Annotated in this window: 10 protein-coding genes, 1 riboswitch and 1 other annotated feature (1 of these 12 running past the window's edge); of the genes, 2 read left to right on the top strand and 8 right to left on the bottom strand. The window is 36.9% G+C overall.

Going from position 1 to position 12960, the window contains the following annotated elements:
- Positions 1–8: 8 nt before the first annotated feature.
- The 6 genes from BAZO_RS06660 to tcuA (BAZO_RS06685) all read right to left on the bottom strand — a co-directional run bounded on the left by BAZO_RS06660 (position 9) and on the right by tcuA (BAZO_RS06685) (position 7136).
- Complete coding sequence (locus tag BAZO_RS06660) at positions 9–1148, bottom strand: MFS transporter (protein ID WP_003330594.1); 1140 nt, start codon at positions 1146–1148, stop codon at positions 9–11.
- Between the two features lie 85 nt (positions 1149–1233).
- On the bottom strand, positions 1234–2322 hold the full coding sequence (locus tag BAZO_RS06665) for an isocitrate/isopropylmalate dehydrogenase family protein (protein WP_003330595.1): 1089 nt from the start codon (positions 2320–2322) through the stop codon (positions 1234–1236).
- Between the two features lie 78 nt (positions 2323–2400).
- A complete protein-coding gene (locus tag BAZO_RS06670) occupies positions 2401–3681 on the bottom strand; it encodes a TRAP transporter large permease (RefSeq protein WP_003330596.1) in 1281 nt (426 codons plus the stop codon).
- Positions 3659–4165: a TRAP transporter small permease gene (locus BAZO_RS06675; protein WP_003330597.1), complete on the bottom strand. Its 507-nt coding sequence runs from the start codon at positions 4163–4165 to the stop codon at positions 3659–3661. Before BAZO_RS06675 ends, BAZO_RS06670 begins: the two co-directional genes overlap by 23 nt.
- 61 nt (positions 4166–4226) lie before the next feature.
- On the bottom strand, positions 4227–5306 hold the full coding sequence (locus BAZO_RS06680) for a DctP family TRAP transporter solute-binding subunit (protein WP_003330598.1): 1080 nt from the start codon (positions 5304–5306) through the stop codon (positions 4227–4229).
- Between the two features lie 312 nt (positions 5307–5618).
- Positions 5619–7136 (bottom strand): FAD-dependent tricarballylate dehydrogenase TcuA, encoded by a 1518-nt coding sequence (gene tcuA, locus BAZO_RS06685; protein WP_003330599.1) that lies wholly within the window; start codon positions 7134–7136, stop codon positions 5619–5621.
- 182 nt (positions 7137–7318) lie between these two features.
- On the opposite strand from tcuA (BAZO_RS06685), the gene BAZO_RS06690 reads away from it, so the two are divergent.
- Positions 7319–8179 carry a LysR family transcriptional regulator gene (locus BAZO_RS06690; RefSeq protein WP_003330600.1) on the top strand — a complete coding sequence of 287 codons (861 nt, stop codon included), beginning with the start codon at positions 7319–7321 and terminating at the stop codon, positions 8177–8179.
- A gap of 96 nt (positions 8180–8275) precedes the next feature.
- Here BAZO_RS06690 and tcuB read toward each other — a convergent pair whose 3' ends face one another.
- Together tcuB and tcuA (BAZO_RS06700) are read right to left on the bottom strand one after the other, a co-directional pair.
- Entirely contained in the window at positions 8276–9472 is a 1197-nt protein-coding gene (gene tcuB, locus BAZO_RS06695) for a tricarballylate utilization 4Fe-4S protein TcuB (RefSeq protein ID WP_003330601.1), read from the bottom strand.
- Entirely contained in the window at positions 9462–10838 is a 1377-nt protein-coding gene (gene tcuA, locus BAZO_RS06700; RefSeq protein WP_003330602.1) for an FAD-dependent tricarballylate dehydrogenase TcuA, read from the bottom strand. Before tcuA (BAZO_RS06700) ends, tcuB begins: the two co-directional genes overlap by 11 nt.
- Before the next feature lie 309 nt (positions 10839–11147).
- Positions 11148–11226: riboswitch (glycine riboswitch) on the top strand.
- 114 nt (positions 11227–11340) lie between these two features.
- Here tcuA (BAZO_RS06700) and BAZO_RS06710 point away from each other — a divergent pair.
- The gene (locus tag BAZO_RS06710; protein WP_003330604.1) at positions 11341–12711 is read left to right on the top strand and encodes an amino acid permease; all 1371 of its coding nucleotides are present in this window, start codon (positions 11341–11343) and stop codon (positions 12709–12711) included.
- 46 nt (positions 12712–12757) lie between these two features.
- Positions 12758–12960, top strand: a binding site (T-box leader); it runs 39 nt beyond the window's last position.

Raw genomic sequence — 12960 nt, forward strand, 5'->3', positions numbered from 1 at the left:
AATTTTTATTATTGTTCTTCACTAAAATCTTTTAATCCAAGAAAATATGTTCCACCGAATAAAAATATTCCACTAATTAAAAATACAGATATTACCCCCATCCAAGTACCGATGAGACCAAAAAAGAGAGGAGCTATCAGTTGAGAAAGACGGTTTGTAGAAACCCTTAGGCCAAGTACTTCACCGGTTCTAGATTTCGGTGATACGCTGTAGGTGGTCGACATCGACAGAGGCTGACCGCAGCCTAAACCAAAGCCCATCAAACAGCTGTAAAAGCCTAACAATAGTATATTGCCTGTAAAGGGCATTAGAGAAAAGGCGATTCCAGCAACGATAATCGAAATGCTTAATACTTTATCTCTTCCTAATAAGGATGTAATTTTGGGCAGGGCAAATCGAATAAATAACATGGCTAACCCTTGTACAGCTATGATCCATCCAATTGTAGAGTCTGAAATATCGTATTGTTTTGCATATAAAGGAAAATATGCTACAAAAATATCTCTTGAGTATAGGACTAAAGCACTTGAAAATAATGCACTTCGTAATAAAGGCATTTTTAAGAGGCCAATGGAGGACAAGAGTCCAGCTTTTACAGTGTTATTTTCTTTTATAATAACTGGTATTTTAAAAGAAAATAACATCGTAAAAATACTAATAAATACCGAAACTAGAAAAGCATCGGCATATGAAAAATGCTCTGAAATATAACCTCCAATAATAGGTCCTACTAGTACGCCTAAAGCTGTCGCCATTCCGAACCAACTGAAATAACTATCACGATTTTCGAGAGTTGATGCATTCCCTAGAACATTTTGCAAGGATACTACTAAAAATATATTGGCTATTCCAACAATAATTTGACTTAAATATAAAGCCCACATCGTATGAAAAAAATAAGGAATAGCCATCGAGATTGTTAAACCAATAAATCCTAATAAAACCGGCAGCCGATCTCCAATTTTATCAGCAATTTTCCCAACATGAATCGCAAAGATGAGTGGAAAAAAGGCAAAAGCGGCTGTTAAGATGCCGATTTCAAAAACAGAAGCACCCAATTCTGTTGCAAATAATGTGACTACTGGTCTTGTAAGGTTAATAATCGTCATATATCCAAATATCATAATCAGTACAATTCGTAAGATCATATTCATCCCCTCAACTAATTAGAGAAAGCAGTAATAATTAAAACAACCTTAAAAACTATGTCTAATCACCTTTAGCTTTTCAAAACTATCTTTCAAACCTATCTTTGAGTTGAATTCTCTCAATTATAGCCTCAGTAAACTCCGTAGTAGACGCGGAACCACCCAAATCCTTTGTTTTGATTCCATCATTAATAACATTCAATATTCCACTCTCAACCATGTGCGAAATTTCAGAAAGCCGCGGTTCTTCATGTCTACTACTTAACCAATCTAATAACATAACCGTTGATAACATGATTCCCATTGGATTTGCGATATTTTTCCCTGCAATATCCGGTGCCGAGCCGTGTGCTGCTTGAGCCATTGCCATATTTTCATTATTATTGATTGATGGCGCAAGCCCTAAACTACCAACTAGTTCTCCGGCTAAGTCAGATAAAATATCCCCAAACATATTCTCTGTTACAATTACATCAAAATCCTTTGCCCGCCGCACTAAATGAGCAGTCATCGCATCTATATGGTAATCATCTATTTTGACATCTGGATAATTCTGAGCCACCTCACGACAAACATCTAAGAATAGACCTGAGCCTAATTTGATGACATTCGCTTTATGAACAATCGTTACCTTTTTCCGCCTTTTTTCTGCCATTTGAAAAGCAGAATGTGCTATTCTTTCAATAGCCTTTCTAGTAAATACACCCGCTGAAATAACAACATCAGGCGTTATCTTCCATTCTCCTTCACCTACGAACATATTTCTATCTGGGTAGTAACCTTCTGTATTCTCGCGGAAAATAACCAAGTCCGCTTCCTTGACAACCCCATTTATCCCTGTGATTGTTTTTGCTGGACGAACATTCGCATACAAATCAAAATAATGTCGTAGTTCTCCACTCGGATTACGTTTTAACTTGTGTTCTTTTGGATATGATGAAGAATCGTGTGGACCCAAGATCCATCCATGCGTCTCCGCTAATGTATCTTTAACAATTTGCGGCATTGGTTCACCATATTTTTCAATTGCTTCCCATCCCATAGGTAATTGTATAAATTCAAATTGTGTAGAACCTACCAGTTTTGTTGCTGCCTTTACTACTTCGACAGTCGCCTTTGTAATTTCCTGTCCTATTCCATCACCATTCAGAACCCCAATTTTATAGTTTGCCATAAGTAATCCCCCTCAGTTTTTAGAATAAAATAAGAAAGTGGATGTTTTTCCACTTTCTTATTGCTCAATCACGCTAAATTATACTGACCTGTTTGGTAACCAAAGAGAGAGTTCCGGAAATGCCATAACTATGATCATATAGATGATCATAACTATAATAAATGGAAAGGCTCCCTTAAATACCTCATCTAATTTAGATTTAGCAATACCGCCAATTACGAATAAATTCAAACCAACCGGAGGAGTAATTTGTGCAATCTCCATATTTATAATCATGACAATCGCAAAATGAATTGGGTTGATGCCCAATGTTATCATGATTGGTAACAACAATGGCAAGGTTATAAGCATAATAGACGATGATTCTAAGAACATACCCAAAATAAAGAATAAAATTGCTGTTAGTACAAAGAATAGAACGACATCAAGTGATTCCATAGCCATCATTTTAGCAGCAAGTGCTTGAGGAATTTGTTCTTGTGTCATGAACAATGAGAACGTCATTGCTCCTGCGATAATTAGCATTATCATTGCTGTGATGCCAATACTCTCATTAAGGATTTCTTTCCATTTTTGAAGTGATCTTTCTTTATATACAAATAATGAAATAATGACGGCATATACAGAAGATACGATCGATGCTTCAGTCGGTGTTGTTGCACCGGAGTATATACATCCTAATATTAATACAGGTAAAAATGCACCCCATATAGCTTTCTTCGAGCTTGAAATTCTTTCGGACCAGCTCGCTTTTTCTAATTTCCCATAGCCTTTAATACGAGCGTAGATTATTGCGTAGATAATAAGACATATTGTTAATCCAATTCCTGGAATTACACCAGCCATGAATAACGCTCCAATGGATTGTTCTGTTACAACTCCGTATACGATTAAAGGGATGCTAGGGGGAATTAGGATACCCAGTGTACCTGCTGACGCAACCAACCCCATTGCATATCTCTTGCTATATCCTGCATTTACCATAGCTGGAATCATAATAGATCCAATCGCAGCTGCTGTCGCAGGGCTTGAACCACTAATCGCAGCGAAGAACATACAAGCCACAATCGTTACTACAGATAAACCACCAGATACGTGGCCAATCCAAGATCTTAAACATTCAATTAAATATTTAGCAATCCCACCTTTGGCAATAATTGTTCCAGCTAGGACGAAGCCCGGGATCGCCATTAATGTAACAGAGTTCATACTTGTAAAGATTTTTTGTGGAATTGTCCACATACTAAAACTTCCATCCATCCAAAACACAAATGTTGTTGCAGCTATTAATGAAACAGCTATCGGGACTCTGAGAAGTAGTAAAATTGCAAATGAACTAAAAAGCAGAATGGTTGCCATCTAGTTGCCCCCCGTCATTATTTTTAATTATATTTACTATCCTTTCAATAAAACGAATCAAAAATGTTAGTCCTGAGATAGGAATAACTAGATAATAAATCCAAAATGGCATCCTCGTATCCATTGTCACTTGGCCACTTGCAAAAGTATGATTGACTAAAACAATTCCATTATAGATAAAGAATATACAGAAGCTAATTCCGACAAGATTAGCGAAAATATCAACGAACTTTTGCATTTTTTTTGGGAGTATTGCATAAAAAATATCAACACTAATATGATGATTATCACGAAGTCCGATAGATAAACCTAACAGAATTCCCCAGACTACTATTATACTAGCAGTCTCGTTTATCCACGTCGTTGGAGAATTAAAGACGTAGCGCATTAGTACTTCATAAAACATTAACAAAAGACCAGTAATAAAGAAAATCCCGGAGGAGAAATCCTCTAAAAATGAATAGACTTTTTTTATAGCATTCATACCCTAACCACCTTCCAGAAAACCTTTTAATTTATTAAAAAAGAGAGGTAAACTCTCTTTCTTAATTTCCAGCTTCAATAGCTTTGTTAATAATATCTTGGTTCATTTTTTGTGCCCACTTATCAAAAACAGGTTGAATAGCTTGTTTAAATGCTTCTTTTTGTTCATCTGTTAATTCAACTATTGCCATTTTGCCTTCACTTTTAATTTTTTCAATTGCTTCAGTTTCAAGCTTTTCTACTTGATTTCTACCTTCATTAGTAGCCTCTTTCATTGCCTTTGTTAATAACTCTTGTGTTTTTGGCTCAAGTCCATCCCACCATTGTTTATTTGTAACAACAGCGTATTCAGATCTAGCATGACTTGTAAGTGTCAAATGGTTTTGGACTTCACCATATTTTTGAGTTTCAATATTAACAATGCTATTTTCTTGACCATCAATTGTTCCTAATTGAAGCGCTTGATATGTTTCATTGAATGCAATCTTTGTTGAAGAAGCTCCCATTGTCTCATACACTTCATTGATGATTTGTCCACCATGTGTACGGACTTTTAATCCTTTAACATCGCTTGGATCATCAACAGCTACTTTATTATTTGTAATATGTTTGAAACCATTAGGCCAGAATGAAAGACCTTTCATACCATACTCGTCTAGTGTAGCTAATAGCTCTTGTCCACCTTCACCATCTTCAAAGGCACGAAGGTGTTCTTCGTTTTTGAACATAAATGGTAGGTCAAAAATCTCAAATGTTTCCTCGAAACCACTTAACTTAGCAGCTGAAGGTATGATGATCTGAACGTTATTCGCTTGAACTGCTTCAATCTCATCATTGTCACCGTATAACTGACCGGAAGGATAAACCTTAACTTCGATATTACCGCCACTTTCTGATTCAACTAATTCTTTGAATTTAAGAGCCGCTAATCCCTTAGGAGTATTATCTGATGCAACGTGTGACAATTTAATTGATAGTTTTTGATAACCTGCATCCGAATCTCCTTTAGCAGCTTCTGTAGAACTTGCTTCATTACCTCCGCAACCAGCTAACGGAAATAGCAGTGCTAATGAAAGTAGCGACATTTTCGCTATATTCATTAGTTTTTTATTCTTGGTGAAACCCCTTTCAATTCCTCTCAACTTTTTTCTCCCCTTTACTTAAAATTGCAAATCTTTTAAATTAACTTACTACAAAACTGATTTTATCACCGCTTGTACCATAACAAAAATACTAGTTGTTTATCTGTTACCATAAAAATTTTTAATGATTCAATTTTTCTGTATAGTTATAATAGTTAAAAAATATTTTCGCTAGCTATATTAGTATGGTAAAGGTAGATATTTAAACAAAATATATATCTAATATGATAAAGTTTAAAAATATATAAGTAAATAAAAAATTTTCTTAATATAACATCATTCGCTATAGTAAAAACAAACTATTAAATTTGTTTAAACCGTAACTTCTTCCATTCTTGCAATTGCAAATTTCGCAGCATTTTCCCCTGCGATCCTACCAAAGACAGAGCCAGCTGTTAGCCCAGAACCACCTGGATAATTAAAGTAAAAAAGACCACCCACAAGTTCTCCCGCAGCAAATAATCCTGAAATTGGTTTTTCAAAAGTATTTATTACTTCACTTTTCTCGTTAATTCTTACCCCACCGTACGTAAAGGTAATTCCACTAGTAACCTTATAAGCTTCAAATGGTCCTTCATCAATTGTATTTGCCCAGTTAGTTTTAGGAACCTCAAGCCCTACTGTTCCTCGTCCGTCCTTTATATTCGGGTTGAATGGAACCTCTAATCGAACTGCCTCATTGTATCTTTTTATATATTCCAAAAATTCTGCAGAATCAACACCGTCTAATTTCTGTGCTAGCTTTTCAATTGTTTTAGCCTTAACTTTAGTCACATGCTTAATCCGGTATTCATCCCTTAATAAGTGGACAACTTTTTGATCGAATATTTGCCACGCAAATTGTCCTGGTTGTTCCAAAATTACCCTTCCATACTTTGCATAAGTGTAGTTTCGAAAATCTTCCCCCTCATCAACAAATCTTTGCCCTGTTGCATTAACCATAATTCCAAACGGATAACTGTGCTTTTGAAAACCATCACCTATTGCCAAGTCACCAAACTCTGGCGCACTATAATCCCAACTAACTGCATGACATCCGGACCAATGGCCGTAGGATCTTGCTCCAACTGCTAAGGCCATCTGGATTCCCTCACCTGTGTTATAACGGGTTCCACGAACTTTTGCTAACTCCCAGCCTGCACCTAAGTAACGTGTTCTCATTTCGGTATTTGCTTGAAACCCACCTGAAGCCAAGACAACTGCCTTACTTTTTATCCTCACTGTCTTGCCCTTTATTTTTAGTTCTACTCCGCATATAGTGTCATCGTTATGTAATATTGAGGTCGCTTCAGCATCGTATAAAATTTTTACCCCTTCTTCTTCAGCAGTTTTATGAAGAGTTTCTATTAACTTAGGACCTCCTCCAACAACCTCAATTGCTAATCCACCCCAGAACGTAAATTTCCCATTTACCTTAAAAGCCTGTCGACCATAAATCGGGACAAATCTAATTTTTTTTGAACGCAGCCACACCATTGCATTTAAGCTTTCACGGACTAGTATGTTAGCTAAACTCATTTCTGTGCGAGATTGTGTAACCCTAGTAATATCATCTAGGAATTGCTCTGTCGTATAGGTTCCAAAGTCTGAGTTCGCCATCTCTTCTTTAGTAAGATTTGGAACTGCATTTAATAAATCCTCTATTCCGTTATAAGCAAAGCGCATAGTACCAGCAGAAAATGCACTGTTTCCTCCTCGTTCCTTTTTAGGTGCTTTTTCTAATACAATTACATCCGCACCATTTTCTTTTGCAGACAATGCTGCACACATGCCTGCATTACCGGCACCGATAACAATCACATCTGTTTCATATAAATAATTTTCAGACATATTTTCCCTCCTAAGATTATTTATTATGACCTTCCTTTTATCCTATTAAAATTTCATAAATAAATAAAATATCATTGTTTTATATAATTCGATAAAAAATTTTTATTGAAAAATATCATATATTGTTTTACATTTTAAATTAATAAAATAATTCTTTACTTTTTGGAAAGGAGGAAAAAGCTTTGGATGAAAAAGATTGGAATATTTTGCAGACATTATATGAAGAACGAAATATAACAAAAGCAGCCCAACGACTGTACACTTCTCAACCATCCCTCACATATAGGATTCAACAACTCGAAAAGGAATTTGACGCTACGATCATTTCTCGGGGTCAAAAAGGCGTAGAATTTACAGTTCAGGGTGAGTATCTTGTTCAATACTCAAAAGAAATGCTTATGCAACTACAGAAAGCAAAGGAGTATATCCTAAATTTAGAAGATACAATTAAAGGGACATTAAGACTTGGTGTTTCCGGGATGTTCGCTCGTTATGAATTGCCCTTCATTATGAAAAATTTTCTCTATCGATACCCTAATGTTGATATTAATTTAAAAACCGGGTGGAGTTCTGAAATAAATCAAATGCTCCATAAAGAAGAAGTGCATCTTGGAATTGTTCGTGGTGATTATAACTGGCAAGGAAACAAGGTTTTATTTCGCGAGGAAAAAATTTGTATTGCATCGATAAATCCTATTGACTTTGACGAATTACCTACACTTTCAAGAATCAATTATCAAACAGACCCGTCTTTGAAAAGCCTTATTGACAATTGGTGGCAAGAAAAGTATAAAGTTCCACCAAGAATTTCAATGGAGGTGGATAGGATAGATACCTGTAAACAAATGGTTTTGAACGGTCTCGGATATGCAATTCTTCCAAGTATTTGTGTGAAGGAGGAAGAACCCCTTTATATGGCTCCTATAATAACCAGTGATGGTAAACCACTGTTAAGAAAAACCTGGATTATCTATCGAGAAAACACCTTGCAATTAGCATATGTTAAAGCTTTTATTGACTTTTTAAGCGATTATTGCGATTGAATTAAGCAGAAAAGAAGGAATCATGACGATTCCTTCTTTTCTAAAAACTCTATTATAATAAATCCTTTGGGGAAAGGATTGGGAACACTTAATTTATTAATTCTTGCTTGCAATTCCCCCAGCGATAGCAACAGGTTTTTTAGCAGGTTTCGCTTTTTGAGCTACTTCTGCCTCATGCGCTACACGTTCCTCTTGTGCAAAATTAACAAGGGATAAATAGCGATATACAAAATGAGAGAATTTAGAATATGGTGCTGTGAAGAATAATGCAGCGACACTACCTAAATGGATAGCTAATAACATTGTCATTGCACCTGTTTCACGGAATGCTAATAGCACCATTCCTGTTACCGCAACAAGCAACAATGCCCATGTAAAAGCAGATCCTGTCTTAACAGCCTTTTCATCATTAACTTCTTTATCACTTTTTGATTTAAGATAAAGAAGTCCACAAAGACCGATGATAAGCATAATTCCTCCAACTGATCCTAATATTACAACAGGGTGTAATAAAGGATATGGTGCTGGAATGTGTAAAAAGTGTGCATAAAAGGATGCTAGCGTTGTAGATGCTAAATCAAGTAGGAATCCATAGCCTACAAGATGATGGAACGTTCTGCGAGCCTTAGCCGGCTCTTCTGATGGATAAGTACAACCCGCGCCCTCACCATCTAAGTACTTGAGACTTGCTGCATATAATGTAGCCTTCTTAATATCCTTGAATAATACTCTGTCTTTTTCAGATTTGGTAGATCGTATATCACTCCAAAATCTGTTAGCTCCAATACCCCATCCTGCAACCATCCATAATCCTAATGCAACAAATACACCAATCATTAAATTTTCTGGGAAAAATACATAAAATGCACCATCACCAGTTTGCGGGCGGAATAATCCATCAAATCCACTATTCGCAAAAACAAAACCTATTACAAATATTATTGCGAAAACAAAAGTTGCCCAAAATCCTGCAACACTATCCCCTAATGCCTTTGCCCATTTACCAGGCCAAGCATATTTTCGATAAGTTTCCTCACGTAAACCTGCAAATAATTGTGGCGGATTTATACCAAACTCGTGAGGAGTTGTGAATGGACATGCATAGTAACAATCCCGACAATCATGACATAAATTTGCCAGATAAGTCATATCGGTATCGCTGAAGTCCCTACGCCATTCGATAGCCTGCCATACAGCACAATAGCCTTCGCAATAGCGGCAAGCGTTACATAATTCCATTTGGCGTTTTCCATCTTCCACTAAATCTAAATCTTTAGAATCGTTAGATTGCATTCGCTGCTACCTCCCCTGCTATTCTTCCCATACTAGCTCCCATTGTAAGTCCAAATCCGGCTAAATAGCCTCGTCTCAGTACGTTTCCGGCGGCAATTTCTCCGCAAGCAAACATATTTTTAGTAACACTTCCATCATCCATGACCATTCTTGCTTCCTCGGTCACTTTCACTGCAAGATATGTGAAGGTAATTCCCGTTTTAAGTGGATAAGCATAAAACGGACCCTTTTCAATTTTTAATGCCCAGTGACTCTTTTGTGGTGTTAGACCTTCTGTTTTGCAATCGTCTAATTCTGCAGGATTAAAGTTTCCAGGACGACATGCGTTATTAAAATCTTTCACCGTTTTCTCCACAGCCTCCGGATTAAGGCCTAGCTTCCCAGCTAATTCCTTAATTGTTGGTGCTTCAACAGGTTTCCAAACGGAAGGCAAGAATCTCATTCGGGCTTCGCTATCAATAATTGAGTAGGCCACTTGATCAGGTTGTCTAGCTATTAATCCACCCCAAATTGCATAACGTTTTGGCCAGAAGTCTTCCCCTTCATCATAGAATCTTTGACCATTCTTGTTAACCACAATTCCAAACGGTACACTATCAAGACGTGTTACGATACCACCATCAAACTTAGGCGCTCTACCATCAACAGCTACTGCGTGGAATGCGTCCTTTTCACCCACTTGGGCAGCCCCTTTATTTAATAGCATTTCAAGGACATTACCAGTATTATATGGGGTTCCACGGATAATGAAATTATCAGCAGCTTCACCCCAATAGCGCTTATGCCATTCAATATTTGCTTCAAAACCACCACACGCAAAAATAATCGCCTTTGCTTTGATTATCACTACTTTATTATCTATAAGTACCTTCGCAGCCTTGAACTCATTATTTTCTATAACCACATCTTCAAGCTTGGCATCGTACAATACTTCTACACCTTTTTTCTTGGCTGTCTGATAATAAGAATTCATTACGGCTTTCCCACCGCCAAGCTGAAATATATTCGTTCTACCTAAATGAAGTGTTCCGGAAAGTGTTGGCTGCCAACGAATACCCTGACTCTCTAACCAATCAGGAAGCTCTGCCGATTTTCTTACTATTAATCTAGCAAGACTTTCATTTATTTCTCCTCCGGCCACACGTTTTAAATCGTCCATAAATTCCTCTTCCGTATATTGGCCCTGCATATACTCGCTTTCCTCCAAGTGCATACATCTATAGTCGCGAGTAAGTCTGCTATTTCCTCCACGGTAAAAGTGAGGAGCACGTTCAATCACTAGCACTTTTGCACCGCGATCACGGGCTGACAGGGCAGCTGCCATAGCGGCGTTTCCGCCACCGACTACTAAAACTTCTGTTTCCATATATATAAGGGCTCCTTTCAATAATTCTCTTGAAATAAGAATAATATATTTTAATCAATAAAAGAAATATCAATAATTTATATATGTCAATAAAATAATTCTATGTTTCTCTTAGTTTTACAGTATTATTGAAAAGGCACCTAATTCAAACCAAAAAAATTTACTCAAGGCAAAAAGATACATCTATTTATTCGTGCATTGACGAAATAAGCTATAAGTGCTAAAATTTCTGTTATATTTTTAAAATATAATATATCAATATAAACTAAATACTAGTTTGCGATGAAAGCTATGGATAACACTATAGTTGGAGCGGCTTCTGGAGAGACTGTACCTAGTACAGCGCCGAAGGATTCACAATCTCAGGCAAAAGAACAGAAGAGTAACGACAATAAAATTGTTATTCTGCTATTCTATGAGATTGGAAGTATCCAATCTCATTTTTTGTTGCCTAATGTCCTTGTGAATAATATCAAAATAGTATCTACAGGGGGCGTAAAAATTGGCTACAAAGGAATTAAAACGTGATTTAAAAAACCGTCATGTCCAGCTTATTGCAATTGGGGGCACGATCGGTACAGGTTTATTTTTAGGATCAGGAAAGTCAATCCAACTGGCTGGTCCATCGATTATTTTCACCTATTTACTTGTCGGTATTGCATTGTTTTTTGTTATGAGGGCTCTGGGAGAGTTGCTTTTATCTAATTCCGGTTATAAGTCTTTCACTGACTTTGCTACCGACTATATCAGTCCTTGGGCGGGCTTTGTAACTGGTTGGACCTACTGGTTTTGCTGGATTATGACCGCAATGGCGGATATTATTGCAGTCGGTGTCTATACGCAATACTGGTTTGACATCCCACAATGGGTACCTGCTCTTATCTGTCTTGTTATTTTATTAGGTTTCAATTTATTAACCGTTAAGCTGTTCGGAGAATTAGAGTTTTGGTTTGCGATCATTAAAGTAATCACCATCATTGCTTTGATTATTGTTGGAATTGTCCTATTAGTTATAGGATTTCAAACGAATACTGGAACTGTTTCGGTCACAAATCTTTGGAGCCACGGGGGGATGTTCCCACACGGAGTAACGGGTTTCTTATTTTCATTACAAATGGTAGTCTTTGCTTTTGTCGGCGTGGAGTTGGTAGGCGTTTCAGCTGCAGAAACAGCTAATCCGCAAAAAAGTATACCATCCGCAATTAATAAAATCCCTGTTCGGATTCTACTTTTCTATGTTGGAGCACTTTTTGTTATTCTCTGTATTAATCCTTGGGATAAGTTGAGTGCATCAAGCAGCCCTTTCGTAGAAGTATTTTCATTGATTGGTATCCCGGTTGCTGCAGGTATTATCAATTTTGTCGTGTTGACATCTGCTGCATCTGCGTGCAATAGTGGTTTATTTTCAACGAGCAGAATTTTATATAATTTGAGTTCCAATAAATTGGCACATCACAAATTTACGATTTTGAATAAGAATCATGTTCCAAGCAATGCCTTAGTTACGTCAGCGATTGTTCTTTCCGTCGGTGCCCTATTGAGCAAGGTTGTACCGGAGCAAGCTTTTACGATCGTTACAACGATCAGCGCCATCTGTTTCATTTGGGTTTGGAGCATTATTCTAATTTCACATATACGCTATACGAAGAGTCGTCCAGATTTAAGAGCGAAATCAACCTTTAAAGCTCCATTAACACCGTTTATTAATTATGTTGTTTTAGCTTTATTTGCATTTATTTTAGTAGTTATGCTCTTTGCAAAGGATACACGAATTCCATTATTATTAACACCACTTTGGTTTATTATTTTGACATTCATCTACAATTCGTGCCATAGTTCCCGACCCTCTGTCCCAATGAAAAAATTTAAATAAAACTATTGACTAATAATTTAAAGTTTTGCTAATATACTATCAAACAAGAAAATCAATGACGAGAAGAGTAAGATAAAATCCCCGTTCCCCAGAGAGTCGATGCTTGGTGAAAATCGACGTTCAGGCTTTATCCGAAAATCATCTCTGAGATGCAAAGCTGAAAACAGTAAGCTTTGACGGGTTGTCCGCCGTTACGATGGAACACGTATGATGGTACGTTGACTGAGTGTCGTATATTTATATATACGG

The sequence above is a fragment of the Schinkia azotoformans LMG 9581 genome, from assembly GCF_000307855.1.
In the GTDB taxonomy this organism is placed as follows: domain Bacteria; phylum Bacillota; class Bacilli; order Bacillales; family Bacillaceae_J; genus Schinkia; species Schinkia azotoformans.